Source organism: Actinomadura opuntiae (genome assembly GCF_030283205.1).
Classification (GTDB): domain Bacteria; phylum Actinomycetota; class Actinomycetes; order Streptosporangiales; family Streptosporangiaceae; genus Spirillospora.
The window spans coordinates 226,989-253,812 of record NZ_JASNWF010000002.1 but is presented as its reverse complement, the minus strand read 5'-3'; the positions used below and the strand labels follow the sequence as shown (position 1 = coordinate 253,812).

At 71.3% G+C, this 26,824-nt stretch carries 20 protein-coding genes and 2 pseudogenes; 10 read left to right on the top strand and 12 right to left on the bottom strand.

Annotated elements, in window-relative coordinates:
* Positions 1 to 49: 49 nt before the first annotated feature.
* Positions 50 to 496, bottom strand: coding sequence for a sterol carrier family protein (locus QP089_RS04640; protein WP_285910007.1), 447 nt, complete (start codon positions 494 to 496; stop codon positions 50 to 52).
* A 195-nt stretch (positions 497 to 691) separates the two neighbouring features.
* Here QP089_RS04640 and QP089_RS04635 point away from each other — a divergent pair, with 195 nt between their 5' ends.
* The 3 genes from QP089_RS04635 (at position 692) to QP089_RS04625 (ending at position 5,223) form a co-directional block, all read left to right on the top strand.
* Positions 692 to 2,731 carry a serine/threonine-protein kinase gene (locus QP089_RS04635; RefSeq protein ID WP_285910006.1) on the top strand — a complete coding sequence of 680 codons (2,040 nt, stop codon included), beginning with the start codon at positions 692 to 694 and terminating at the stop codon, positions 2,729 to 2,731.
* 203 nt (positions 2,732 to 2,934) lie between these two features.
* Complete coding sequence (locus QP089_RS04630) at positions 2,935 to 4,098, top strand: S8 family peptidase (RefSeq protein WP_285910004.1); 1,164 nt, start codon at positions 2,935 to 2,937, stop codon at positions 4,096 to 4,098.
* Positions 4,099 to 4,266: 168 nt separating this feature from the next.
* Entirely contained in the window at positions 4,267 to 5,223 is a 957-nt protein-coding gene (locus tag QP089_RS04625; RefSeq protein ID WP_285910003.1) for a coiled-coil domain-containing protein, read from the top strand.
* A 129-nt stretch (positions 5,224 to 5,352) separates the two neighbouring features.
* Here the strand turns inward: QP089_RS04625 and QP089_RS04620 are convergent.
* The 4 genes and pseudogenes from QP089_RS04620 to QP089_RS04605 form a co-directional block, all read right to left on the bottom strand.
* A pseudogene (locus tag QP089_RS04620) lies at positions 5,353 to 6,000 on the bottom strand (tyrosine-type recombinase/integrase); the annotation flags it as partial.
* A 390-nt stretch (positions 6,001 to 6,390) separates the two neighbouring features.
* Positions 6,391 to 6,780: a DUF5958 family protein gene (locus tag QP089_RS04615; protein WP_285910002.1), complete on the bottom strand. Its 390-nt coding sequence runs from the start codon at positions 6,778 to 6,780 to the stop codon at positions 6,391 to 6,393.
* A gap of 498 nt (positions 6,781 to 7,278) precedes the next feature.
* Positions 7,279 to 7,551, bottom strand: coding sequence for a hypothetical protein (locus QP089_RS04610; protein ID WP_285910001.1), 273 nt, complete (start codon positions 7,549 to 7,551; stop codon positions 7,279 to 7,281).
* Positions 7,552 to 7,616: 65 nt separating this feature from the next.
* Positions 7,617 to 8,111 (bottom strand): GNAT family N-acetyltransferase, encoded by a 495-nt coding sequence (locus QP089_RS04605; protein WP_285910000.1) that lies wholly within the window; start codon positions 8,109 to 8,111, stop codon positions 7,617 to 7,619.
* Positions 8,112 to 8,371: 260 nt separating this feature from the next.
* On the opposite strand from QP089_RS04605, the gene QP089_RS04600 reads away from it, so the two are divergent.
* A complete protein-coding gene (locus tag QP089_RS04600) occupies positions 8,372 to 8,896 on the top strand; it encodes a hypothetical protein (protein ID WP_285909999.1) in 525 nt (174 codons plus the stop codon).
* Positions 8,897 to 8,941: 45 nt separating this feature from the next.
* Here QP089_RS04600 and QP089_RS04595 read toward each other — a convergent pair whose 3' ends face one another.
* The 5 genes and pseudogenes from QP089_RS04595 to purS form a co-directional block, all read right to left on the bottom strand.
* Positions 8,942 to 9,448: a GNAT family N-acetyltransferase gene (locus QP089_RS04595; RefSeq protein ID WP_285909998.1), complete on the bottom strand. Its 507-nt coding sequence runs from the start codon at positions 9,446 to 9,448 to the stop codon at positions 8,942 to 8,944.
* 53 nt (positions 9,449 to 9,501) lie between these two features.
* Entirely contained in the window at positions 9,502 to 11,796 is a 2,295-nt protein-coding gene (purL, locus tag QP089_RS04590; RefSeq protein ID WP_512699673.1) for a phosphoribosylformylglycinamidine synthase subunit PurL, read from the bottom strand.
* 1,046 nt (positions 11,797 to 12,842) lie between these two features.
* The gene (gene purQ, locus QP089_RS04585) at positions 12,843 to 13,523 is read right to left on the bottom strand and encodes a phosphoribosylformylglycinamidine synthase subunit PurQ (RefSeq protein ID WP_285909997.1); all 681 of its coding nucleotides are present in this window, start codon (positions 13,521 to 13,523) and stop codon (positions 12,843 to 12,845) included.
* A 100-nt stretch (positions 13,524 to 13,623) separates the two neighbouring features.
* The gene (locus QP089_RS04580; RefSeq protein WP_285910352.1) at positions 13,624 to 14,064 is read right to left on the bottom strand and encodes an ATP-binding protein; all 441 of its coding nucleotides are present in this window, start codon (positions 14,062 to 14,064) and stop codon (positions 13,624 to 13,626) included.
* A gap of 317 nt (positions 14,065 to 14,381) precedes the next feature.
* Positions 14,382 to 14,618 (bottom strand): annotated as a pseudogene (gene purS, locus QP089_RS04575) (phosphoribosylformylglycinamidine synthase subunit PurS); the annotation flags it as partial.
* A gap of 118 nt (positions 14,619 to 14,736) precedes the next feature.
* Between purS and QP089_RS04570 the strand changes: the two are divergent.
* From QP089_RS04570 to QP089_RS04550, 5 genes are all read left to right on the top strand, one after another.
* Complete coding sequence (locus tag QP089_RS04570) at positions 14,737 to 16,356, top strand: hypothetical protein (RefSeq protein WP_285909996.1); 1,620 nt, start codon at positions 14,737 to 14,739, stop codon at positions 16,354 to 16,356.
* A gap of 202 nt (positions 16,357 to 16,558) precedes the next feature.
* Positions 16,559 to 17,692, top strand: a complete 1,134-nt coding sequence (gene pdhA, locus QP089_RS04565; RefSeq protein WP_285909995.1) for a pyruvate dehydrogenase (acetyl-transferring) E1 component subunit alpha — start codon at positions 16,559 to 16,561, stop codon at positions 17,690 to 17,692.
* Positions 17,689 to 18,672, top strand: a complete 984-nt coding sequence (locus tag QP089_RS04560; RefSeq protein WP_285909994.1) for an alpha-ketoacid dehydrogenase subunit beta — start codon at positions 17,689 to 17,691, stop codon at positions 18,670 to 18,672. Before pdhA ends, QP089_RS04560 begins: the two co-directional genes overlap by 4 nt.
* Positions 18,669 to 20,048, top strand: coding sequence for a dihydrolipoamide acetyltransferase family protein (locus QP089_RS04555; RefSeq protein WP_446474002.1), 1,380 nt, complete (start codon positions 18,669 to 18,671; stop codon positions 20,046 to 20,048). The genes QP089_RS04560 and QP089_RS04555 overlap by 4 nt, the downstream gene beginning before the upstream one ends.
* A 156-nt stretch (positions 20,049 to 20,204) precedes the next feature.
* A complete protein-coding gene (locus QP089_RS04550) occupies positions 20,205 to 21,551 on the top strand; it encodes a lipase family protein (protein ID WP_285909992.1) in 1,347 nt (448 codons plus the stop codon).
* Positions 21,552 to 21,620: 69 nt separating this feature from the next.
* On the opposite strand, the gene QP089_RS04545 is transcribed toward QP089_RS04550, so the two are convergent.
* Complete coding sequence (locus QP089_RS04545; protein ID WP_285909991.1) at positions 21,621 to 23,096, bottom strand: OmpA family protein; 1,476 nt, start codon at positions 23,094 to 23,096, stop codon at positions 21,621 to 21,623.
* A gap of 117 nt (positions 23,097 to 23,213) precedes the next feature.
* A complete protein-coding gene (locus tag QP089_RS04540) occupies positions 23,214 to 25,049 on the bottom strand; it encodes an acyl-CoA dehydrogenase (RefSeq protein WP_285909989.1) in 1,836 nt (611 codons plus the stop codon).
* A gap of 506 nt (positions 25,050 to 25,555) precedes the next feature.
* Here QP089_RS04540 and QP089_RS04535 point away from each other — a divergent pair.
* Positions 25,556 to 26,824, top strand: coding sequence for a glycosyltransferase family 2 protein (locus QP089_RS04535; protein WP_285909988.1), 1,269 nt, complete (start codon positions 25,556 to 25,558; stop codon positions 26,822 to 26,824).

Genomic DNA, 26,824 nt, shown 5'->3' with positions numbered 1-26,824 from the left:
TCGGATTGGACTCGGTGCCCAATACCGCAGCTCAGCGACCGAATTCGGATCAATCAAGTGGGATCGGGAGGTAGGCGGAAATATCCGCCCGGGAGCCGCTCGCCCGCACCCGCCCGCCGGCGAGCGCGTCGGCCCAGCTCAGCCGGCCGGTCGCCAGCGCGATCCAGGTCTCGGCGTCCATCTCCACCACATTCGGCGGGGTTCCCCGGGTATGGTGCGGGCCGTCGATGCACTGCACCGCGGCGTGCGGGGGGACGCGCACCTCCACCGACCGGCCGGGCGCCAGCTCCGCGAGCCGGTCGAGCAGGAACCGGACGGCGCCCCGGACGACCGGGCGGGACACGCTCCCGTCCCCGCCCGCGTCGCGGGCCGCCAGGAGGGTCTGCAGGGCCGCCCGGCGCAGCGCGGCGGGCTCGTCCGGGCCGGTGTGGGGCGGCAGGCCCACGGCGGCGCGCTGCTCGTTCAGCACGGCGGTGGAGAGCGGTGTTCGCGGCATCGCCCCAGACGCTACCCGGTGGCGGCCGGCGGGAGCGCGGCCGGCGGCCGGGCCCCGGTCCGGCGGGGGCGCTCGGCCGCCGATGACGCCCGAACGCCGCACAGGCGGTAAAAATGGACCCCGAAGCCAGGCCGGGGAGTGAAGGGAACGGGGAGGCCGGGGACGCGGTCCCCGGAGGACACGGAGGTTCGTCAGATGCCCGAGGCGCTGCCCCTGCAGCCCGGTGACCCGCGACGGCTCGGCTCGTACGAGGTCACGGGCCGGCTGGGCGTCGGCGAGCAGGGCGCCGTCTTCCTCGGCAGGGACCCGGCCGGCGGCCTCGTCGCGGTGAAGCTGCTGCACGTCCGGCTGAGCGGCGAGCCCGTGGCCCGTTCCCGGTTCGCCGGCGCCTTCGCGTCCGCGCAGAAGGTGTCCGGCTTCTGCACGGCGGCGATCCTGACCGCCGACGTGGAGGGCGACCGCCCGTACGTGGTGAGCGAATGGGTGGACGGCCCGTCCCTGCAGCAGCTCGTGGACGACGAGGGAAAACGCGGCGGCGCCGTGGTGGAGCGTCTGGCCGTCGGTACGGCCGTCGCGCTCGGCGCGGTGCATCGGGCGGGCGCCGTCCACCATGGCCTGAAGCCCGGGAACGTCCTGCTGGGCAAGGCTGGGCCCCGGATGGCCGACTTCGGGATAGCGCGGGCCCTGGAGGCCGTTAACGCCGCGCCCACCGGACGTATCACCGAGGACCCCGCCTACAAGGCGCCGGAGCAGCTCAGCGGCAGCGGCATCGGCCCTGCCGCGGACGTGTTCGCCTGGGCCGCCACCATGCTCTTCGCGGCAACGGGCAAAGCACCCTTCGGGGACGGCTCTCCCTCCGAGGTGATGCAGCGCATCATCTACGAGGACCCGGACCTGTCTGAAATGCCCGCATCCCTGCGCGAGGTGATGCGGGACGCGCTCGCCAAGGACCCCGCCGCACGGCCGACCGCCAAGCAGTTGCTCGAAAGGCTCCTGGGCGAGGGCAATCCACTGGCGAGCCGTATGCCCACCTCCATGGTGGACGAAGGCCGTGCACTCGCCGCCAGCACCGCGCCCGCCGCGCCCGCCACGCCCGCCGCGCCCGCCGCGCCCGCCGCGCCGCCTCGTGCTGCTTTCCCGCCGCCTCCTCAGCCGCCCATGGGTCAGCCTGGGCCGCCTCCGGTGCAGGGGCCCGTTCCGCCGCAAGGGCCGCCTCCGGGTGTTCCCTCTACACCGCCGCCATCGGGGATGGGCGGGCCTATGGGGCCGCCTATGGGGCCGCCCGTAGGCGGGCCGCCGCCTCCGCCGCCGCAGCAGCCGCCGTTCGTGCCGCCGCCTCCCGGCAACGCGCCGCACATGCCGCCTCCGTCCGGACCGGCCCGGCACGCGTTCCATCCGCCGCCGTCGCGTCCCTTCCGGAAGCTCTCGCGGTTCCTGCCCTCCTCTCCCCTGGGCAAGGAGAAGCAGGACCCGGAACCTGGCGGCCCGGCATCGCCGGCGCCGGAGTTCGATCCGTCCGCCTTCGAGGCGACCACCACCTTCAACGTGCTCGCGCCATCGGCGGACGCGACCGCCATCCTGAGCGCCGTCCCCGAGCCGCCCGGCCCTGCGGACCCCGCGCCGACCGCCACGTTCGACGCCCTCGACATGCCGGAGCGATCGGGTGAGACCACGGCGTCGCACTTCATCCCCGGGCTGCGGGCGGAGCACGATGCCGGCGGCGCGCGGAGGGGGTCGGCGCTCCCGGGCTTCGGCAGGCTGCGCCGTCCCAGCAACCACGTGCTGGGCGTCGGGCTGTCCCTGGTCATCGGCGTCGGCGTCGGCATCGCGATCATCGTGCTGGTGCTGTGGCCGCAGCTGAAGGACGACGACGGCGGCCCGCCCACGAACCAGAACAACGCGTCCGACCAGCCGGTGAGCACGGTCCCGGGGCCGTTCGCGGGGACGTGGAAGGGCACGGCGGTGAACGCGGCGCAGCACGCGTCCTTCCCCATCGAGGTCACGTTCCAGACCGGCGCCACCACCGCCCGCGCGGTGTACCCGCGGGAGAAGTGCACCGGAACGCTCACGCTCAAGCAGGGCACGCAGAGCACCCTGACCATGGACCTGGCCATCCCGGCGCCCTGCACGGCGGGGACGGTCCAGATCAAGCGGCAGCCGGACGGGACGCTCCAGTATTCGTGGAGCAAGCCGGGCACGAACCTCGCCTACTCCGGGAAGCTGTCGCGCGGCTGAGCCGGAAGGCGCGACGGTATCGGAAGCGTCTCCCGAAGGCTCCTTCCGGTTGACGGCCGACTCCGGCCGCTTTCCAGCACGTCCGACACGTCCGCTTTAACGGTCTATATCGGCATAGTTCCGCTATGGTTTCCCCTCGATCGAATTCCTCGATCTTCTGACGGGCCGCCGAGAGCGGCCCCCCGGCATAAAGGAGCCAAGCCTTGCGGGCTGTCCACCGGAGGCTGTTGCTGGCAGGCGTCGTCGCGGCGAGCGTCGGCGGCGCGGCCGCCCTCCCCGTCCTCGCGGACTCCTCCTCCCCCTCACTCGTCAAGGTGACCGCCGCCGAAGGCACCCCGGTGCCCGGCCAGTACATCGTCACCATGAAGACCGGCGCGTCCGCCGACGCCGCCGTCAAGAAGGTCAAGGCCGCCGGCGCGCAGCGCTTCGACGGCGCCCTCAACGGCTTCGCCGCGCGGCTGACCGGCGACCAGCTGAACAAGCTGCGCCACGACGGCCGCGTCGCCGCCATCGAGCAGGACCAGATCGTCAAGGCCCAGAGCACGCAGGGCTCCGCCCCCTGGGGGCTGGACCGCATCGACCAGCGCAAGCGTCCGCTGTCGAAGAGCTACCACTACAGCTCGCTCGCCAAGAACGTCACCGCGTACGTCATCGACACCGGCCTCGCCGTCAACAACACCGAGTTCGGCGGCCGCGCCGCCGTCTCGTGGTACGCGTCCCGCTACAGCAGCGGCGCCGACTGCAACGGCCACGGCACGCACGTCGCCGGCATCATCGGCTCCAAGACCTACGGCGTCGCCAAGGGCGTCAAGCTGCGGGCCCTGCGCGTCCTCGACTGCGACGGCTCGGGCTACGTGTCCGACATCGTCGCCGCCGTGAACTGGCTGCGCACCCACGCCGCCAAGCCGTCCGTCGCGAACCTGTCGCTCGGCGGCCCGAAGTCCGCGGCGCTCAACACCGCCGTCCAGAACCTGTCGAAGTCCGGCGTCTTCGTCTCCGTCGCCGCGGGCAACGACAACAAGGACGCCTGCAACTACTCCCCGTCCTCTGCGGGCTGGGTCATGGCCGTCGGCGCCACCACGTCCTACGACAACCGCGCCACCTTCTCCAACTGGGGCAAGTGCGTGGACATCAACGCCCCCGGCTACGACATCCGGTCGACGCTGCCCGGCAACAAGACGGGGCTGGAGAGCGGCACGTCCATGGCGTCCCCGTTCGTCGCCGGCACCGCCGCCCTCTACCTGCAGACGCACCCCAAGGCCTCGTTCCCGACGGTGCAGACGTGGCTGAACGACAACTCCACCAAGAACGTCCTGGGCCGCATGCGCAGCCAGGCCAACCGCCTGCTGTACAAGAGCAACCTGTGACCCTCCTCCCGTAAGATGGCCCGGCCCCCGATGGGGGCCGGGCTTTCTCCGGTGTTGAACCGCCACACCGGTCACAGCCGTTTACCCTTTGGCGAGGACACGGACGGCCCTTTGCCGTCCCTTGGCGTTCGGCCGGGCGCCCCCGGGTCCGGTCGGAGAGGAGCAGACGTGGAGTCCCCCACCTCCACCGTCCGGAGACGAGCCCGCCGCGCGGCCGTGGCGGTCCTGGCCGTCGCCCTGCCGCTGACCGGCGCCACCGTCCCCTCCGCCGCCGCACAGCCCGCTGTCCCCGCCCTGCCGTCCGACCCCGGCGACAGCGGCAAGTTCTCCAAGCTGAACGCCCAGATCGCCAAGCTCGACAAGGCCTACGGCGGCGACCTCGCCAAGCTGAAGGACGCCCAGTACGCCGCCAAGAAGGCGCTGCAGAAGTCCGAGAGCCTCCAGGGCGGCCTCAACGACGCCCGCTCCCTCGTCGCCCAGATGGCCGCCACCCAGTACATGACGGACGGCCAGGGCCCCGCCATCTCCATGCTGGCCAGCAGCGACCCGTCCGACATGCTGAGCGGCTACACGCTGATCGAGCACCTCTCGCAGAACAAGACCGCGAAGGTCGCGCAGATCGGCAAGCTCGTCGACGAGCAGGCCCAGGCCCGCGACCAGGCCCAGCAGAAGATCACCGAACTGCAGAAGGAGATCAAGGACCTCGCCTCCCAGAAGAAGCGCATCGAGGCCCTGGTCAAGAAGTACAAGCCGCAGTCACCGAGCGTCGGCATGGGCGGCGTCACCCCGCGGATGGCGCACGTCAAGACCGTCATCGACCAGGAGGAGGGCCCCTTCCCCACGATCGGCTGCGTCCGCCACACCGGCGATCCGCAGGACCACGGCACCGGCCACGCCTGCGACTTCATGGTCACCACCGGCGGCGTCATGGCCACCGGCTCCGCCCAGTCCCACGGCGACGCCACCGCCGCCTACGCCATCGCCCACGCGAGCGAACTCGGCATCAAGTACATCATCTGGCGCCAGCGCATCTACGACCTCCGCAGCCCCGGCTGGCGCATGATGGAGAACCGCGGCGGCGTAACCGCCAACCACTTCGACCACGTCCACATCTCGGTCTTCTAGACGTATCGCGCTCTGACCAGGGCCGCAGCTCACGAGATCTCCCAGGGCACTCGCCCCCGGAATCGTTCCCCACGTGTCGTCGATCGCCTTGCGCATCCGGTCCCGGCTGGACGGCATCAGATGCGTGTACGTCCGGAGCGTGAAGCCGGGGTCAGCGTGCCCGAGGAACTCGGCCAAGGCCCGGATGTCCACACCGCGCTCCAGGAGCACACTCGCAAAGTGATGCCGGAGCGCGTGGAAGCCGTTCTCCCGAGTTGCCGGAACATCGGCACGCAAGAGAGCGGGCTTCCAGACGAACCGGTTCCACTCCGTGCGGTTGATCGGAGTGCCCTGCCGGGTCGTGAAGATGAGCCGAGCCGTGACCGGCTCACCGTCCGGCGTCTTCCACGGCAGGGTCACGGGCACGGGCGGGAAGTTGCCCGGCTGCATATGCTCGGCCAGGAGCAGCCGGAGCGACTCAGGTAGCGGGATGTCGCGTTCCTTGCCGCCCTTGGGCAGCGCGAACACCTTCCGCCGGCCCTTGAAGACTTTGATCTGCCGCCGGATGTGCACGACTCCCCGGAGGAAGTCCACGTCTTCCTCTGCGAGGCCGAACGCCTCACCTTGCCGAAGCCCGAGCCGAGCCCCCACAGCGACCATCACGGCGTATCGCTCAGTAATCGTCTTGCCGACCGCCGCCACCCGTTCGACCGACCACGGCTCGAACTTCCGCGCGTCCCGCTTGGGCGCCCGCACCCGACGAGGCCCGGCACGGGTTCTTGACGATGACGCCGTCATCGATGGCCGCATCATGGGGAGGCGGCGCTCAGGCCGCTGCGCGGCCCCGCGCCAGGCCGCGCATCGCGACGCGTCCGCCGGCCCGCCCCGACCGGCCACCACTGGGGCCGCGCCGCCGCCGGGCACGGTGGCACAAGTGCAGAGACAAGCCATCCCCGGTACAGAAACGTTGCAAGTCGAGGTGGAATTGCGCGGGGCTCCCCCGACCCCGATCTGTCGAGGATGGCGACGGCCAGAACCCATCAAGGGCGCCTACGGCGTCACTACGTGATGGCCTACGGCCACCCTTGACGGAACCTGCCCGCCGCTAAGCAAAGGTCTCGTCGGGGCCGGGGGGAGGAAAGTGGGGGAAGAACAGCGGCTACGCCGCTGCCCAAGCCACTTGCGAGATCAGGTCCGGAGGTGGTGCCAAGCATGGCCGCACCCATCAATGCAACAGCGCTCACGCCGTCGCTCGTCGGCAACGCCAAGGAGCGCGACCAGCAGACGGAACGCCTTAACCCGCTCGTCCTGCCGCAAGTTGATGATCTTTGCCAGTTGCTCCCGGATACGCCCGCGCGTGATCAGCACTGCCGGAGTGTGGGTGGGGCGGATTCCGGCCCGGCGGATGCTCTCCGGCCCGTCCTCGACGGTGGCGCGCGCCTGAAGGCAGAAGGCCACGAGATCGCGCAAGGCGTCGAACTGCTCAGTGTCGTTCAGACCGTCGAACCACTCGACACCCTGAGCAATCGGGGCCATCCCTTGCGCCAACTCGTTCAAGATGACCGCACGCTCATTCATCCCGCCCACCTCACCACATACACCCAATCCCGCACGGTCATCGTGCCAGATCGCAAAGCACGGAACAATCGCGGAACGGACGGCCCCGTTCGTACGCGGTGAGGCCACCCGTTCGCTGGTCAGGTAGGGGTGACTGCTCGTTTTGGTCACTCCACCCTGCCGAGTGCTTGCCGGACAGCGGTGACAGCAACTCTGACAGCAACAGGAGCGAACGCCGCCGAACATGATCAGCCCTCACCCGCAGGCCAATACGGCGAAGTAGGCCCGCCACCTTGGCCATGATCGAACTTATGAGGAGGAGGCACGGTAGCCGGGTCCGAGGCCCCGAGTGCGTCAGGGCACATCGGGGGCACATGGAGTCGCGATCATGTACGAGACGTCGAGAGTCACCGAGGGCATGATGTCCAGGTCAGCGCGAAGGTGCGGGACGTCGCCGCAGGTGGCGATCTTGGGCAGCTCAGAACTCCGTCTTCTGACCCCATCCCCTCAGCGGTCCCCTTACTCCGTGTCCGGCGCCGGGTCGCACCGGCGGAGGACGACGGTGGAGCGGCGGGCGCCGAGATTCCAGGCCACCGGTTCCCATCCCTTCGGCTCCAAGCGCTCGACCGCCGAGCAGAACTGCGGAATCTCTCGCCCGAGTCCCCACCATGCTTTATGCGTGATGACCACGTACTTGTGCGGGTAGCCGTCGAGGGCGTTGGGGGCACTTTCGAGGTCGCGAAGACGGACGGTTCTTGTTCGCGAGATGGAGTTGGACAACAGGAGCACCATGGGCTGCAAGTATCGCAAGCCCTGGCCAGGTGCAGAAGCGGTCTTTGCGGGGGGTTCGGTTTCGGTCAGGTGCGTTCTTGGTGTTCTGTTTTGTAGGTGCGGAAGCCTCGGCGGTGGTAGTTGCGCAGGGCGTTGGGGTGGTCGAACGACGAGGTGTGCAGCCACACTCTGCGGGCCGTGGCGGACAACTCCCAGGCGCGTTGGATTCCCAGCGTTAGGGCGTAGCCGCCGAGGCCCTTGCCGACAAAATCGGGCAGGAGGCCGAAGCTTTTTATTTCGACCTCGTCGTCCTTGGGGTCGTAGGTGACGATGCCGGCGGGTTCGCCTTGGAAGGTGATGAGGGTGAACGCCCGGCGGGGGTTCTCGGCGAACCAGGCCTGCCATTCGTCGGGGGTGCGGCGGGCGCTTTTCCAGCCGTAGGGGGTGCCGACCCGAGCGAGGATGTCGGGGACCAGGGGCGAGGTGCGGTCGAGGGGTTCGAGGGCCAGGTCTGGGACTGGGGCGGCGGCGATCAGTTGGTCGCGGCCGGTCATTTCCACATAGGTCACGGTCTCCTGCACGCGTTCAGGCTACGGCGAGGCGTGCGCTTACCGTGTTCCGTCTTCCATTCCTGCTGGAAGATTCTTCGCCTGTACCACAGGTCGAAGAGCACGCCGTAGAGGACGGCGAATGCCAGGCCGGTGAGCCCCGCCGCCGTCCACGAGGTCTCCGGCTTCGGCACCTCAGTGTCGTGCTCAAAAGCCCGGTGGTGGCTGGCGGTCGCTCTCGCGAGTACGGGGTACTGGGCGCGGGTTGGGCTGCGATAACGGTCCTTTTCGTCGTGACCGTGTCGGCCTGGCCTTCGGACGACGTGAACCGCGAGAAGCCTCCTTTCCAGGGCACCGGCGTGGGGTGGGGCGCGGGGACGCTGGCCGTGGTGGCCGTCATCGGGCTGATGACGGCCGTGACGGTCAAGGACATGCGTGCCGTCCGGCGCGACGGCATGGCTCTGCCGATTCGGAATCCCCGCCTCGACGTGGCGTTGGGCGCGTGTGCCTGGTTCCTCGGCGGCCTGTTCTCTCTCCTCGCCTTCTTCTTCACCCAGGCGGACGCCTGCGGCGGAGAGGGCGGGGAATGGATGTTCGGATGCCAGAACCGGCCGGGCGCGCTGCTCAACACGCTCGGCCTGCTGTTCGCCGCGTCGGCGACCCCCGCCCTGATCGTCCTGACCATGCCGGCCAACCGCAGCCAGCTCTCCCGATGGTCGTCACCGGTTCTCATCCTCGGCCTTTACGTGCTGGCGCTCCGGATGTGGATGCCTCACGTGGGTTTCGGGGTTCCATCACGCGAAGGACTGGCGCCGTGAGCACGCCGCAAGAAGCCGGGCCAGGGCCGGCCGTCCCGACGTAGGTCACACTCGCAGGCTGCGGGGCGGGCCCAATTCGCGGTGGTAGCGGAGTTCGTCGACGGCGGTGCCGCGCACGTTCCGGTGGCGGGTCTCGCCGCTGAAGACCCATCCGGCGGCCTCGTAGAAGGCGCAGGCGCGCTGGTTGCCGTCGAGGACCCAGAGGGTGGCGCTTCGAAAGCCCCGGTCGGAAAGGGCGGTGAGGGCGTGGGAGTGGAGCGCGCCGCCGATTCCTTGCCGCCAATGCGACTCGGCGACGTGCAGGGCCAGCAGTTCACCCAGGTCGGGTGCGACGCCGGACGGGCCTATTTCAGCGAAGGCCACCAGCTCGGGGGCGGTGACGAAGGTCGTGCGGGTCGGGTCGCGGAGGCTTTCGCGCCACCGGTGCTCGCGTTCGGCCGGGTCGTAGGCGAAGAAGTCGTCCGGGAGGAGGCCCCGGTAGGCGGCGCGATATGAGGCCAGGTGCAGGCGGGCGATCGCGGGGGCGTCGGCCTCGGTGGCGGTTCGGATCATGCGTCCATTAGAGGGCGTCCCCCACCGAAGGGAGGGCGCCCTCTAATGGACGGTCAGCTGGCGTAGCTGGGGAGCATGCGCTCGTGGGCCTCGCGGAGTTCGGCCAGCGGGACGGTGAAGAGTTCCTGCTGGTCGCCCTCGGGGCCGCGGCCGGAGACGTTGAGGGAGTCGCCGCCGGCGACGCCGATCTGGGTGACCGGGACGCCCGCCGACTCGCACAGGGCCGCCAGGCGGGCCTCGCCGCCGGGACGGACCGCCACCATCGCGCGCGCCACCGACTCGCTGAACAGCGAGACGAACGGGTCGCCCGGCAGGGTGATCCGGGCGCCCAGCCCGCCGCGCAGGCAGGACTCCACCAGCGTCTGGGAGAGGCCGCCGTCCGACAGGTCGTGGACGGCCGTCAGCAGGCCCTCGCGGAGCGCCGCGACCATGACCGAGGCCAGGGCCGCCTCCGCCTTCAGGTCCACCAGCGGCGGCAGGCCGCCCAGGTGGCCGTAGACGACGTGCGCCCATTCGGAGCCGCCGAACTCCTCGCGGGTCTCGCCGAGCAGCGCGATCGTGGCGCCGTCGGAGGTGAGCGCCATGTTCACGCGGCGGCGGACGTCGTCGTGGACGCCGAGGACGCCGATGACCGGAGTCGGGTTGATCGGCGTGGTGCCGGTCTGGTTGTAGAAGCTGACGTTGCCGCCGGTCACCGGGATGCCGAGGTACTGGCAGGCGTCCGCGAGGCCCTCGACGGCGCGGGCGAACTGCCACATGACGCCTGGGTCCTCCGGGGAGCCGAAGTTCAGGCAGTTCGTCACGGCGAGGGGACGGGCGCCGGTGCAGGCCACGTTGCGGTACGCCTCGGACAGCGCGAGCTGCGCGCCCGCGTACGGGTCGAGCCGCGTGTAGCGCCCGTTGCCGTCCAGCGAGAGCGAGATGCCGAGGCCGGACTCGTCGTCGATGCGGACGAGGCCCGCGTTCTCCGGCATCGCCAAGACGGTGTTGCCCAGTACGTACCGGTCGTACTGCGAGGTCACCCACGTCTTGCTCGCCAGGTTCGGCGAGCCCGCGAGCCACAGGACGGTGCGGCGCAGCTCGTCGCCGTTGGACGGGCGGGTCAGCCGCCCCGGCGTATCGGACTGCAGGGAACCGAGGTCCGCCGGGGGCGCGAAGGGACGCTCGTAGACCGGGCCCTCGTCGGCGGCGGTGACCGGCGGGATGTCGACGATCGTCTCGCCGCGCCACGTCATGACGAGCCGGCGGGTGTCGGTGACCTGGCCGATCACGGTGGCGGGGATCTCCCAGCGGCGGCAGATCTCCATGAAGCGGTCGACCTTGTCGGGCGACACGACCGCCATCATGCGCTCCTGCGACTCGCTCATGAGGATCTCCTCGGGGCGCAGCGTCGCGTCGCGCAGCGGGACGGCGTCGAGGTCGACGTGCATGCCGCCGGTGCCGGCCGCGGCCAGCTCCGTCGTCGCGCACGAGACGCCGGCCGCGCCGAGGTCCTGGATGCCGACCACGAGATCCTCGCGGAACAGCTCCAGGCAGCACTCGATGAGCAGCTTCTCCATGAACGGGTCGCCGACCTGGACCGAGGGCCGCTTGGCGTGCGACTCCTCGTCGAAGGTCGCCGAGGCGAGGACGGACGCGCCGCCGATGCCGTCCGGACCGGTGAGGGCGCCGAAGAGGATCACCTTGTTGCCGGGGCCGGGGGCCACGGCGCGCTTGATGTCCTCGTGCTTCATCACGCCCACGCACAGGGCGTTGACCAGCGGGTTCCCCTCGTAGCAGGCGTCGAAGACGGTCTCGCCGCCGATGTTGGGCAGCCCGAGGGAGTTGCCGTAGCCGCCGACGCCGGCGACGACGCCGGGCAGCACGCGCTGGGTGTCGGGGGCGTCCGCCGGGCCGAACCGCAGCGAGTCCATGACGGCGATCGGCCGGGCGCCCATCGACATGATGTCGCGGACGATCCCGCCGACGCCGGTCGCGGCGCCCTGGTACGGCTCCACGTAGGACGGGTGGTTGTGCGACTCGACCTTGAAGGTGACCGCCCAGCCCTGGCCGATGTCGACCACGCCGGCGTTCTCCCCCATCCCGACCAGCAGCTTGTCGGTCTTGGGGGCCTTCTCGCCGAACTGCCGCAGATGGACCTTGGAGCTCTTGTAGGAGCAGTGCTCGCTCCACATCACCGAGTAGATCGCCAGCTCGGCGGAGGTGGGGCGGCGGCCGAGGATGTGCCGGACGCGCCCGTACTCCTCGTCGTTCATGCCGAGCTCGACGTACGGCTGCGGGCGGTCCGGGGTCGCGGCGGCGACGGCCACGGTGTCGGTGCCGGTGTCGGCCTTGGCGGACGACTCGATCGCGAGCCGCGCGCCGCCGCCGACGGCGGGCTGCGGGCCCGTCCCGGACCCGATGGCGTGCTGCGGGCCGGTGTTCGGGCCACCGACGGCGGGCTGCGGACCGGTGCCGGACCCGATGGCCGGCTGCGGCCCCGTGCCGTGACCGATCGCCGGCTGCGGACCCGTGTTGGGGCCGATCGCAGGCTGCGGACCCGTGCCGCGGCCCACGGCAGGCTGCGGGCCGGTGCCGGGACCGACCGGAGGCTGCGGGCCCGTGGTGGGGCCGAGGGCCGGGAACGGGCCGGTGGCGGACGGGCCGACGCGCGGCAGCGGGCCGGTGTTCGGGTCGACGGCGCGCTGCGGGCCCGTCCCCGAGCCGATCGCGGGCAGCGGGCCCGTGCCGACGGGTGGGAGCGGGCCGGTGTTCGGGTCGACGGCGGGCAGCGGGCCCGTCCCGGAGCCGGGTACGGGCTGCGGGCTCGCGCCGGGGCTCGACCAGGCGCCGGACGGCCCCTGCGGGCCGACGGCGGGCTGCGGACCGGTGCCGGACCCGATGGCGGGCTGCGGGCCGGTCCCCGAGCCGGCGACGCGCTGCGGCCCCGAGGTGTTCGACGGCGGCGGGAACGCGGCGTACTCGCCCAGGTCGGGGGTGGTGAGCGTGGGGTCGGCGTACGGCGAGGCGCCGGACGCGGCGGCCCGCTCCTCGGCGAGCGCCCGCGCGAAGTCGTCGGAGGTGACGGCGGGGTCGGCGGCGGGAGCGCCGGCGGACTGCCCGTCGTCCAGCACCGGCAGCGGCCCGGTGAACGGGCCCGGCGACGCCTGCGGAGCGGGCAGGGCAGGAGGTGCGGGAGGCGCCGGAGGTGCGGGGGCCGGGGCGGGCTCGGCGCCCGGCGCGGCGGAGCGCCCCTCCTCCAGGATCTTCTCGAAGGCCTGGGTGACCGCCGGGTCGACCGGTGCCAGCTCGGGGTCGTCGGCGTCGGACTTCAGCTCGTCCAGCCAGTCCAGCGACGGCTCGTCGTGCGCGGCGTCGCGCGCCGCGCGGCCGGAGGCGTTGGGCCGTTGCTCGCTCATGCGTTGACCAGTCTCTTGACGATCGAGGTGAAGAAGCCGAGCCCGTCGGTGGACGGGCCGGTCAGCGACTCCGCGGCGTGCTCGGGATGCGGCATGAGCCCGACCACGTTGCCGGCCTCGTTGCAGATCCCGGCGATGTCGTCGAGGGAGCCGTTGGGGTTCAGGTCCAGGTAGCGGGCCACGATGCGGCCGGAGTCGGCCAGTTCGGCCAGCGTCTCGCGGTCGGCGGTGTAGCGGCCGTCCCGGTTCTTGACCGGGATCACCAGCTCCTGCCCCTCGGTGTACTCCGAGGTCCAGGCGGTGCCGGCGTTCTCGACGCGCAATCGCTGGTCGCGGCAGACGAAGTGCAGCCCGGCGTTGGGCAGCAGCGCCCCCGGGAGCAGGTGCGACTCGCAGAGCACCTGGAAGCCGTTGCAGATGCCGAGGACGGGCAGGCCTGCCTTGGCGGCGGCGACCAGCTCGGACATCAGCGGCGCGAACCTGGCGATCGCGCCCGCCCGCAGGTAGTCCCCGTAGGAGAACCCGCCGGGCAGCACGACGGCGTCGACTCCCTGGAGGTCGTGGTCGGCGTGCCAGAGGGCGACCGGCTCGGCGCCGGCCAGCCGCACGGCACGCGCGGCGTCCTTGTCGTCCAGGGAACCAGGGAAGGTGATGACCCCCACCCGGGCAGCGTCCATCTGTTCTGTTCCTCCGAAATGAGGTGCGGCCGGGACGGTCGGGTCTCATCCGCCGATCACCGCTGCGCGCGTCGTACATACCCCCCGCGCGCGTACCAATCTACCCGGCCGTGTGCATGAGCCGGCGGTCGAGGCGGCCGACCAGTGCCCCGTCCCGCCAGGTCAGGCGCTTCCGCAGGTGAACGATGGTGCCCCGGTCGGGGGTGCGGTCGATGTCCAGATCGTCCACGAGCGCCCGCATGATTTTAAGCCCGCGCCCGGATTCGCTCAAAACCCCCGGTTCCCGCGGGACGGGACGGGGCCCGTGGCCGCCGTCCTCGATCTCCAGCAGGCAGGTGCCGTCGTCGACGCGGCCGGCGACCCGGTAGTCGCCGGTGGCGCGGGCGTGCTGGACGGCGTTGGTGCACGCCTCGGAGGCGGCGACCAGGATGTCGGCGACGCAGTCCTCGGCGACGCCCAGCCCCCGCAGCGCGTCCCCCACCACCCGGCGTACGACCGGGATGCTCGGCGCCTCCCGTGGCAGCGCGAGCGCGAACTCCATATCCACCCCGGTCACCTCTTGTGCCCCGGGCTTCCCGGCAGGGCCCCCGGTCCCGGAGCGTGCTCGACGACTCGACGCAGCTAACACTTCCCCGTCGAAATCTTCCGTAACCGCTATACTGTCGGGTCTTTCACTTCGCCGGAGAGGCCGTCGGACGGCGCGCCCGGCCCTTCGGCCTGCGGTGTCCCGGCCTGCGGGGCGTCCGCCGGGAGCCCTTCCGCCTGCGGCGACTCGGACTCGACGCCCTCGGGTTGGAAGCCCTCCGGCTGGAGACCTTCCGGCTGGAAGCCCTCCGGCTGGAGGCCCTCGGGCTGGAGCACCCGCACCTCGAAGTTCTCGATCACCGGGTTGGCGAGCAGCGTCTCGGCGATCCGGCGCACCCGCTCCAGCGCCGCCTCGTCGGCCGGGCCCTCGAGCTCGACCTCGAACCGCTTGCCCTGCCGCACGGCCACGACGCCGTCGAAGCCCATCTGCGGCAGCTTCCGGGCGATCGCCTGGCCCTGCGGGTCGAGGATCTCCGGCTTGAGCATGACGTCCACGACGACACGCGCCACGGTCGCCCCCTCACTGATCTGCGCTTTTCCTTACGATCCTGAAGCGTACGGCACCATTGGCCCACACGACCCACTCGCACCCCGTCCGCACCCCGCCCGCATCCCCCGGAGCCGTCCGATGAACATCGAGGACCTCACCCCTTCGGAGCGCCGCCTGTGGGAGGCGTTCCCGAGCGGCGAATCCGTGGACCTGTCGTCCGCGGATCCGGCCCGCGACGATCCCGGGTACGCCTCGCACTGGGGACATGACCGGATGGTCAGGGCCGAGGTCCTGGTCGCGCTGCTGGTCGGGGCGGTGGAGGCCGAGCCCGGCCGGGTCGCCGCGGTCCGGCTCAGCGGCGCCCGGATCACCGGCTCGCTGAACCTCGGGCACGCCGAGGTGCGCGTCCCGCTGGCGCTGACGTCCTGCTCGTTCGACGAGGCGCCGCACCTGTACTGGGCCAGCATGACCAGCGTCCACCTGATGGGCTGCCGGCTGCCCGGGCTGGTCGCGTCCGGCACCCGGGTGGACGGCCACCTGTGGCTGGAGGGCAGCCGGATCACCGGCGGGCTCTGGCTGGACGGGGCGAACATCACCGGCATCCTGAACATGTCGGGCGTCCAGCTGTCCAATCCGGGCGGGGACGCGCTGCTCGCCGACCGGCTGACAGTCGAGGCGAACGTCTACTGCGACCAGGGCTTCGCCGCGAACGGGGAGGTCCGGCTGCCCGGCGCCCGCGTCGGCGGCCAGCTGATCTTCCGGAAGGCGCGGCTGCACAACCCGTCCGGCGCCGCGCTGTACGCCAGCCGGCTGGACGTGGCCGCGAACGTGTTCTGCGACGGCGGGTTCGTCGCGGAGGGCGAGGTCCGGCTGCGCGGCGCCCGCGTCGGCGGGTACCTGTCGTTCGTCGGCGCGCAGCTGTCGGCGCCCGAGCGCACCGCGCTCAACGCCGACGACCTCACCGTGGAGACCGACGTCTACTGCTCCGACGGCTTCTCCGCCAACGGCGCCGTCAGCTTCTCCGGCGCGCACATCACCGGCCAGCTCAGCCTGCGCGGCGCGCACCTGCGGCACGAGCAGGGGACGGCGCTGAGCCTCCAGCGCGTCCAGGCGGAGGAGGTGCTGCTGCGCCCGGCGGACAAGGTGGCCGGGACCACGGACCTGTCGTACGCGCGGATCAACCTGCTGCGCGACGAGGCGGCGACCTGGCCGGACCGGCTCCAGCTGGACGGCCTCCAGTACGAGACGCTCGAACCGCCGCTGAGCGCGCGCGAGCGCCTGGCCTGGCTGCGCCGCGACACCGACGGCTACGCTCCGCAGCCGTACGAGCGGCTCGCCGCCACCTACCGCTCCCTCGGCCTGGACGCCGACGGGCGCTCGGTCCTGCTCGCCAAGGCCCGCGACCGGCGACGCACGCAGGGCATCCCGCTGAAGATCGTCGGCTTCATGCAGGACGGCCTGGTCGGCTACGGGTACCGGCCGTTCCGGGCGGCGAGCTGGCTGATCGGGCTGCTGGCGTTCGGGACGATCGTCTTCTCCGTCCACAAGCCCGACGTCCTGGACACCGGGCACAAGCCGCACTTCAACGCCTTCTTCTACACGCTGGACCTGCTGCTGCCGATCGGCAGCCTCGGCCAGGAGGTCGAGTTCGCGCCGAACGGCGTCTACCAGTGGGTGGCGAACTTCATCGTGGCGGCCGGGTTGGTCCTCGGCCTGACCGTGGCCGCCGGAGCGACCCGCGCGCTCTCCCGCGAGTGAGGCCCGGCGCGGGGTGGCGTGCGTCACAGCGGATCGGCGCGGCGGAGCGGGGTAAGGGATAGGCGGCGGCCCTTGCATCTCCGGGTGTGACGTCTGCCACGATGTCTTTGGTGGCTTTTGTCCCTTACCGGGGGCACGGCCGCTGACATCGGCCGGCTGTGCGGCGATCCCGCGTACCGGCCCCGAACGAGGAGTGCCATCAATGACGATCGACTCCGTGCGCGGCGCACCCGACCCCGCCGAGCTCGCCGGACCCGAGCTCGTCAGGCTGCTCACCCCCGAGGGGGAGCGCGTCGAGCATCCGGACTACCCGCTGGACCTGAGCGCCGAGGAGGTCCGCGGGCTGTACCGCGACCTCGTGATCGTCCGCCGGATCGACCGGGAGGCGGTCGCGCTGACCCGGCAGGGCGAGCTCGGCCTCTGGGCGTCGCTGCTCGGCCAGGAGGCCGCCCAGGTCGGCTCGGGACGGGCGCTGTCCGAGCACGACATGGTCTTCCCGACCTACCGCGAGCACGGCGTGGCGTGGTGCCGCGACGTGGAGCCGCTGCGGCTGCTCGGGCTGTTCCGCGGCGTCAGCCACGGCGGCTGGGACCCCGCCGAGCACGGCTTCCACCTCTACACCGTCGTGATCGGCAGCCAGACGCTGCACGCGACCGGCTACGCGATGGGCGTCCAGCGCGACGGGGTGCTGGGCACGCCGTCCGCCGGCGCGACGATCGCCTACTTCGGCGACGGCGCGACGTCGCAGGGCGACGTCAACGAGGCGTTCGTGTTCGCGTCGGTCTTCAACGCGCCGGTCGTGTTCTTCTGCCAGAACAACCAGTGGGCCATCTCCGAGCCGCTGGAGAAGCAGTCGCGCATCCCGCTGTACAAGCGCGCGCAGGGCTACGGGTTCCCCGGGCTGCGGGTGGACGGAAACGACGTGTTCGCCTGCCTGGCCGTCACCCGGAAGGCGCTGGAGAACGCGCGGACGGGGCAGGGCCCCACGCTGATCGAGGCGTACACGTACCGGATGGGCGCCCACACCACCACCGACGACCCCACGCGCTACCGGCTGAAGGCCGAAGAGGAGGCGTGGAAGCTCAAGGACCCGATCGAGCGGGTCAAGGCGTACCTGCTGCGCAACGACCTCGCCGACGCCGCGTTCATCGACGAGGTCGAGGCCGAGGCCAAGCAGATCGCCAAGGACCTGCGCGAAGGGTGCCTGGCGATGCCGGACCCCGGGCCGATGGCGATGTTCGAGCACGTGTACGCCGAAGGGCATCCGCTGATGACCGAGGAGCAGGAGCGGTTCGCCGCCTACCTGGCCTCGTTCGAGGAAGAGGTGGCGTCGTGACCGCGCAGACCCTCACGCTCGGCAAGGCGCTGAACGCCGGCCTGCGCAAGGCCATGGAGGACGATCCGAAGGTCCTGGTCATGGGCGAGGACGTCGGCAAGCTCGGCGGCGTCTTCCGGATCACCGACGGGCTGCAGAAGGACTTCGGCGAGGAGCGGGTGATCGACACCCCGCTGGCCGAGTCCGGCATCGTCGGCACCGCGATCGGGCTCGCGCTGCGCGGGTACCGGCCGGTCGTGGAGATCCAGTTCGACGGGTTCGTGTTCCCGGCCGCCGACCAGATCATCACCCAGCTCGCCAAGATGGGCATGCGCTCGCTCGGCCGGCTGTCGCTGCCGGTCGTCGTCCGCATCCCGTGCGGCGGCGGGATCGGCGCGGTCGAGCACCACTCGGAGTCGCCGGAGGCGTACTTCACCCACACCGCGGGCCTGCGCGTCGTCGCCTGCTCCAACCCGGCCGACGCGTACTCGATGATCCAGCAGTCGATCGCCTCCCCCGACCCGGTGATCTTCTTCGAGCCGAAGCGCCGGTACTGGGACAAGGCGGACGTCGACGTCGACTCCACCGACTGGGCGCCGCTGCACGAGGCGAAGGTCGTCCGGCCCGGCGAGCACGCCACGCTGCTGGCCTACGGGCCGCAGGTGAAGACGTGCCTGGAGGCCGCCGCGGCCGCCGCCGAGGAGGGGCGGTCGCTGGAGGTCATCGACCTGCGCTCGCTGAACCCGCTCGACACCTCCGCGGTCACCGACTCGGTGAACCGCACCGGACGCTGCGTCGTCGTGCACGAGGCCCCGGTGTTCAGCGGGTTCGGCGCCGAGCTCGCCGCGCGGCTCACCGAGGCGTGCTTCTACCGGCTGGAGGCGCCGGTGCTGCGCGTCGGCGGGTTCTCCACCCCCTACCCGCCGTCCCGCCTCGAGGACCATTACCTGCCCGACCTGGACCGCATCCTGGACGCGGTCGACCGGACCTTCGCGTGGTGACGCCTGTGAGCCCGAAACTGTTCAAGCTGCCGGACGTCGGCGAGGGGCTGACCGAGGCGGAGATCGTCAGGTGGCACGTCCAGCCGGGCGACACCGTCGAGATCAACCAGACGATCGTGGAGATCGAGACGGCGAAGGCGATCGTCGAGCTGCCCTGCCCGTTCGAGGGCGTGGTGGCCGAGCTGCTGGTCACCGAGGGCCAGACCGTGGACGTCGGCGTCCCGATCATCGCGGTGGACACCGGGGCCGAGGGCGATGTCGCCACCCCCGTCTCCGAGCCGCCGGCCCAGGCCGCGGCGCTGCGCGAGGAGGGCGTCCCGTCCGCCGCCGAACCCGGCATGACCTCCCCCGACAAGCCGAAACGCCAGCCCGTCCTGGTCGGTTACGGGGTCAAGGAGGGGACCACCAAGCGCCGCCCGCGCAAGGCGTCCAACGGCGTGCCGCCGGTGCCGCCGCCCTCCCCCGTGCCGCCGCAGGCGCCCGCTCGTCCACAGCCTGTGGAAAACGGGCTGCCGCTGGCGAAGCCGCCCGTCCGCAAGCTGGCCAAGGACCTCGGCGTCGACCTGACGACGATCACCGGCACGGGCCCGAACGGCTCGATCACCCGCGACGACGTCCGCGCCGCGCAGGCCGGCCCGGCGACCGCTCCCGCGCCCCGCGTAACCACCGGACGCGAGGAGCGGATCCCGGTCAAGGGCGTCCGCAAGGCGACCGCCGCCGCGATGTCGGACTCGGCGTTCACCGCGCCGCACGTCACCGAGTTCCTCCAGGTCGACGTGACCCGCACGATGGAGGCGGTGAAGCGGCTCCGCGAACTCCCCGACTTCACCGGCGCCAAGGTGTCGCCGCTCCTGCTCGTCGCGCGCGCCCTGCTGACCGCCGTCGCGCGCCACCCGATGGTGAACTCCACCTGGGCGGACGGCCCGTCCGGCGCGGAGATCGTCGTCAAGCCGTACGTCAACCTCGGCATCGCCGCCGCCACCGACCGGGGGCTGATCGTCCCGAAGGTCAAGGGCGCGCAGGACCTGTCCCTGCCCGGCCTGGCGCGCGCGCTGACCGAGCTGACGGAGAAGGCCCGCGCGGGCAAGGCGTCCCCCGCGGACCTGTCCGACGGCACCATCACCATCACCAACGTCGGCGTGTTCGGCGTGGACACCGGGACCCCGATCCTCACCCCCGGCGAGGCCGCGATCCTGGCGTTCGGCCAGATCCGCGACATGCCGTGGGTGCACGAGGGCGAGCTGGCGATCCGCAAGGTCACCACGCTCGCGCTGTCGTTCGACCACCGCATCGTCGACGGCGAGCTCGGCTCCCGCGTCCTGCGCAACGTCGGCGACATGCTCGAGGACCCCCTGCGCATGCTCGCCTGGAGCTGATCCCGGCCCGAAGGCGCGCGCCCGGCCGGGGCGCGCGCCTTCGGCATGTCATCCGGAGGTGGATTGGAGCGCTCCGAATGCTCGCCCCGCTTATAGGACCGGGTGTCAACAGGTGGCAGAGTAAGTGCGTTCTTATCAGCCCTACCTGGAGCGAGCATGAGGAGAACCGGATCCCTGGTGCGCAGGACGCTGGCCGTGTCGGCGGCCGGCGTCCTGGCGTCGACCGTCCAGGCCGGACCGGGCCTGGCGGCCACTCCGGGCGCGGAGCCCGTGGTGTCCCGGGGAGTGACGATCCCGGTCTTCTACAACCCGCCCGCCACGCTGCCCCCGGCCAACGGCGCCCTCGTCCGGACCGGGCCGCTGCCGCTCGGGCTGAGCCTGCCGGGCCTGGACGGCCGCCCGCTGCCCGGCAAGGCGACGCGCCTGATGTACAAGTCCACCGACTCCAACGGCAAGCCCGTCGCGGTGACGGGCGCCTACATCGAGCCCTCCGCGGCCTGGAAGGGCACCGGGCCCCGGCCGCTCGTCGCGCTGGCCTCCGGGACGATGGGCCAGGGCGACCAGTGCGCCCCCTCGTTCGCCCTGCAGAACCCGCTGACGCTCACCGGCGACACCATGTCCGTGGCCTACGAGGACCTGGCGATCTACCAGGTGCTGGCCACCGGCGCGGCGGTGGTCGTCACCGACTACGTCGGTCTCGGCGCCACCGACCGGCTCCACACCTACGTCAACCGCCTCGACGAGGGACACGCCCTGCTGGACGCCGCCCGCGCCGCGCACGCCGTCCCGGGGGCGTCCATCACGGCGAAGTCGAAGGTCGGGCTGTACGGCTACAGCCAGGGCGGCGGCGCCAGCGCCGCGGCGGCCGAACTCCAGCGGACCTACGCGCCCGACGTCCCCGTGGTCGGCACCTACGCCGGCGCGCCGCCCGCCGACCTGACCGCCGTCATGAAGGGCATCGACGGCAGCGCGCTCGTCGGCGCGCTCGGCTGGTCGATCAACGGTTTCGCCCAGTCCGACCCCGCGCTGCGCCGCCTCGTCGACGCCAACCTCAACGCGGCGGGCAAGGCCGCGCTCAAGGACATGTCGACCATGTGCGTGGGCGACGTGCTCTTCAAGTACGGCTTCACCTCGAGCACCAAGTGGAGCGTCAACGGCAAGCCCATCGGCGACATCATCCCCACCATCCCGGAGGCGCAGGCCGTCCTGGACAAGCAGCGCATCGGCACCCTCAAGCCCACCGGCCCCGTCCGGCTGACGACCGGGGTCAGGGACGACATCGTCCCCCACGCCCAGGCCCGCCGGCTCGCCGTCGACTGGTGCCGCAAGGGCGGCAACGTCAGCTACGTCCCCGTCGACCTGCCGAACCTCGGCGACAAGACCCTCCTGAACCACTTCGCCCCGCTCCTCCTCGACCAGGGCGACGCCGTCACCTGGCTGACCGCCCGCCTCAACGGCAAGCCCAGCCCGTCCACCTGCAAGACCCTCCCCACCCAGCCCTGACCCCGCCGACCACCAGGGCGCGCGCCAACCCCGGCGCGCGCCCTCGTCATGCTCACGAGCCGAGCGGGGTTACTGGACGGGGACGTTGAGGACCTTGCCGAAGGGGCCGCCGTCGAAGACGACCGAGGTGATGTTGCCGGGCGGGGCCGGGACGTAGACGAAGCCGCGCTGCGGCTGGTTCACGGCGGTGAGGAAGGTGGCGCGGCCCGGGTCGACGTAGACGGCGGGCTTGCCGGGGTCGCCGGGGCCGACGCGGACGGCCCGGTAGACGTCCTTGCCGCCCTGCGCGAGGACGGAGAACGAGGTGAACGCGCCGCCCGGGTAGTCCTTGTGCGCGTAGTTCGCGTTGGGCGGGGTGGTTCCGGGGCCCTCGTCGGTGATGGTGAAGACGCAGACGAGGTAGGCGCCGTCCCGGTAGAAGGGCTTGACGTCGAGGCGGCGCTTGTCGGCGCCGAAGCGGCCGTAGCGGCTGGCGACGGTGGTGCCGTCCTGGCCGTGGAAGGCGGCGGGCGCGACGGTGCCGCCGCGTCCGTCCGCGGCGGCGGTGGACGAGCCGGTGGTGCCGGCGGTCTGCTGCCGGACGACGTAGGAGATCTCGACGCGGCGGTTGCGGGCGCGGGCCTGCGCGTCGTCCTTGCCGCCCTCCTTCGCGACCGGCTCGGACTCGCCCTTGCCGTGCGCGGAGTACTTGAACGCGTTGCCGAGCCGCTTCTTCAGCTCGTTCATGACGGCATCGGCGCGCTGGCGGGACAGCTTGAGGTTGTAGGCGTCGCCGCCCTTGCTGTCGGTGTGGCCGTCGAAGGTCAGCGGCCGCTTGTCCGGGTCGGCCTTGGCCTTGATCTCCTGCGCGGCCTCGTCCAGGACGGACTTGGCGCGGCCGGAGAGCTTGGCGGAGTTGAACGCGAACAGCACGTCGGTGCGCAGGTTCATCGTGACGTCGGTGCCGCTGGACGTGACGTCCTTGATCTCGCCCTCGGTGATGTCGTACAGCTCGACCGGGTTCCCGCCGGACGCGCCCGCCGCGGGCGCGTCTCCCGTTCCCGTCACGGGGATGCCGGTGTACTCGCCCGCGGTGCCTGGGGTGATCGCGGTGAGCTTCTGGACGGTCTGCGGGATGGCCGGGTACTCGGCCTGCATCTGCCGGGCGGCGTTCGGCGCGAGCTGCGCGGCGCTGGTGGTCGCGGTCGGCTTGTACAGCTTCCCGGCGACGGGGTCGAGCAGGGCGATCTCGACCGGGACCGACTTCGGCGCCTGGTCGAGCGAGGTGAGGCTGTACTTCAGGACGGACTTGGCGCCCTGCCGCTCGACGCCGGTGATCTGCAGCCGGGCGTGCAGGCCGTCCGGGCCGCCGAACCAGCCCTCCTTGGTGAACCCGGCCGCCGCCGTGGCGGTCGCCGCGGGCGTGGTGGAGCCGCCCGCCTTGGCGGTCGGCGGGTCGCTCTCGGCCGCCTTGCCGGAGTCCGAGCAGCCGGCGGCGACGAGCATCCCGGCGAGGGATGCGGCCAGGGGAACGCTCAGGGAAAGACGCTGTCGGCCTGCCGGCATCGGCTTCTCCGGTTCGGTGGGGGGAAGGCGGAGGGACGCGCCCAGAGTAGTGACCGGGGCCCCGGAACGGCAGCGGCCCCCGCCACAGCAGGTGGCGGGGGCCGGCTTCGTCGGGTGTCAGAACGCCTCTTCGGGCAGCTCCATCACGTCCAGGGTGGTGGCCTCGGTGACGGCGCGGTCGGACGCCAGGCGCGGCAGCACGGTCTGGCAGAAGAACTGCGCGGCGGCGACCTTGCCGGTGTAGAAGTCCTTGTCGGAGGCGGAGACGTCGCCGCCGCCGAGGGCGGTGAGGGCGACCTCGGCCTGCCGGCACAGCAGCCACGCGACGATCAGGTCGCCGAGGGCCAGCAGCAGCCGGGAGGTGTTGAGCCCGACCTTGTACAGCTCCTTCGGGTTCTCCATCGAGCCGAGCGCCCACCCGATCATCGGGTCGAGCATGCCCTGCACGTCGTCGAGGGCCCGGCCGAGCAGCGCCCGCTCGTTCTTCAGCCGGCCGTTGCCCGCCTCGGACTCGGCGAACGCCCTGATCTCGCCGGCGAGCACCTTCAGCGCCTCGCCGTTGTCCCGCAGGATCTTGCGGAAGAACAGGTCCTGGCCCTGGATCGCGGTGGTGCCCTCGTACAGGGTGTCGATCTTGGAGTCGCGGATGTACTGCTCGACCGGGTACTCCTGCAGGAAGCCCGAGCCGCCGAAGGTCTGCAGCGACTCGGCGCCGAGCAGCGCGTACGCCCGCTCGGAGCCGAAGCCCTTGACGATCGGCAGCAGCAGGTCGTTGATCTTCTCGGCCTGCTCGTCCCGGCGGCCCTCGTGCTCGGCGACCTGCACGGCGTCCTGGTAGGACGCGGTGAGCAGCACCAGCGCCCGCATGCCCTCGGCGTAGGCCTTCTGGGTCATCAGGCTGCGGCGGACGTCGGGGTGGTGGGTGATCGTGACGCGCGGGGCCGTCTTGTCGGCCATCTGCGTCATGTCGGCGCCCTGGACGCGCTCCTTGGCGTACTCCAGCGCGTTCAGGTAGCCGGTCGACAGGGTGGCGATGGCCTTGGTGCCGACCATCATCCGGGCGTACTCGATGACCAGGAACATCTGCTTGATGCCCTGGTGGACGTCGCCGACGAGGTAGCCGACGGCGGGGTGCTTCTCGCCGAGGGTGAGCTCGCAGGTCGTGGAGACCTTGAGGCCCATCTTCTTCTCGACGTTGGTGACGTAGGCGCCGTTGCGCTCGCCGAGCTCACCGGTCTCCACGTCCACCAGGTACTTGGGGACGAGGAACATCGACAGGCCCTTGGTGCCGGGGCCGGCGCCCTCGGGGCGGGCGAGCACCAGGTGGAAGATGTTCTCGGCCATGTCGTGCTCGGCCGAGGTGATGAAGCGCTTGACGCCCTCGATGTGCCAGGTGCCGTCGGGCTGCTGGACGGCCTTGGTGCGGCCGGCGCCGACGTCGGAGCCGGCGTCCGGCTCGGTCAGCACCATGGTGGCGCCCCACTGCCGCTCGAGCGCGAGTTCGGCGAACTTCTTCTGCTCGGGCGTGCCGATGTGCCAGAGGATCTGGGCGAAGCCGGGGCCCGAGGCGAACATGTAGACGGCCGGGTTGGCGCCCAGCACCTGCTCGGCGACGGCCCAGGTCAGCGAGCGGGGAGCGCCGCTGCCGCCGAACTCGGGGGCGAGGTCGAGGCGGTACCACTCGGCGTCCATCCACGCCTTGAACGACTTCTTGAAGCTCTCCGGCATCGCGACGGAGCCGGTGGCGGGGTCGAACCTGGGGGGGTTGCGGTCCGCGTCCTCGAAGCTGGCGGCCAGCGGGCCCTCGGCGAGCCGGTTCACCTCGTCGAGGATGCTGCGCACCGTGTCCTCGTCCAGGTCGGCGTACGGCCCGCTGCCGAGGAGGTCCTGGCGCTTGAACACCTCGAAGAGGTTGAACTCCAGGTCCCGGAGGTTGCTCTTGTAGTGCCCCATTCGAGACTCCGTCTGGTCCGGCGGCGCCAGGACGGCCCCGCACACGTCTACTGGTCAGTAACTCGACCTCATGCTACCCGCTGGTAACCAGTGCCGACCACCCCGAAAGCGGCCCGTTCGCGGGACCCAGGCCACAGGAATGCCACCGTCGCGCACTAAACGTGATGCGAATCACACGGTGGTTACTGGTGCGTAGAGAAAACCGGACAAACAGCCATCTTTCAGACTTTTAGCCCTATACACGACAGATAACTCTCGGTTGGGTGTTTCCGAAGCGCGACGGCCGCGCGTCCGGGACGTTGCCGCCACATCGGTTGGCGAACGATTCCCGGCCGCCCCTTGACGACATTCCCGGCAAACCGATAAAGGCCACCGCCAAACCGACATCTGTGGCCGCATCTGGCAAAGATGAACCATTTGCTGGTCTGCTCACTCTTACTTGAGGTGGCACGGGGTCGCAAGAGCCGGCAGAGGCTCCCGATGCCACGGGAGAGAGAGGACCTGTTTTGTCGTCTGTCACGGGGTGGCTGAGTGACGCCTGGAGTTCGGTCGCGGGGGCGACGGCCGGGGGCGACTGGCGGAAGTTCGTTCCGCTGGGCTTCGCCGGGCTGCTCGTCTGGGGGCTGTGGCTCTACCGGGTGATCCTGTCGCGCATGGACAAGCCGGTGGTCAACAACTTCCGGACGACCGTCTCGGTCGTGGTCCCCTCCTACCGCGAGGACCCCGAGATCCTCGTCCGCTGCCTGGAGAGCTGGCTCGCCCAGAACCCCAGCGAGGTCATCATCGTGATCGACGTCGGCGACACCGAGGGGCACCGGCGCCTCGCCCAGGTCACCGACCCGCGGCTGCACGTGCTCGTCTACGAGCACTCCGGCAAGCGCTCCGCGCTCGGCGTCGGCATCCGCGCCGCCCGCGGCGAGGTCATCGTGTTCGCCGACTCCGACACGTGGTGGCAGCCCGGCCTGCTCGACGCGGTGCAGATGCCGTTCGAGGACCCGCAGGTAGGCGGCGTCGGCACCCAGCAGAACGTCTACCAGCGCACCACCAGCGTCTGGCGCCGCGTCGCCGACTGGCTGGTCAACCTGCGCTACTACGACTACGTCCCGGCGATGGGCTCCAAGGGCGGCGTCGCCTGCCTGTCCGGCCGCACCGCCGCCTACCGCCGCTCGGTGATCCTGCCGGTGGTGGAGAACCTGGAGAACGAGTTCTTCCTCGGCCGCCGCTGCATCGCCGGCGACGACGGCCGGCTCACCTGGCTCACCCTGTCGCAGGGCTACAAGACCGTGCACCAGTCGTCGGCGCGCGCGATCTCGATGTTCCCCGACTCCTTCCGGGCCTTCTTCAAGCAGCGCATCCGGTGGAGCCGCAACTCCTACCGCTGCTACCTCACCGCCCTGTGGAAGGGCTGGCTGTGGAAGACGCCGTTCGTCACCAAGGTCACCGTGCTGCAGATCCTGCTGACCCCGGTCACGATGGCGGTCACCCTCGGCTACCTGATCTTCAGCCGGATCGCCGACAACCTCAACCCGGTCGGCATCACGCTCGCGCTCGGCTGGGTGCTGCTCGGCCGCGGCGTCCGCGGCTGGTCGCACCTCAAGCGGCACCCCGGCGAGATCCTGCTGCTGCCGCTGACCGTGCTGGTGGTCATCGGCATCTCGCTGCCGATCAAGCTGTACGCGTTCGTCACGATGAACAAGCAGGGCTGGCTGACCCGCACCTCCGACCAGGTCGGCGGCGCCGGGCAGAGCGCGAGCTCGCTCCAGGGAGTGGGCTGA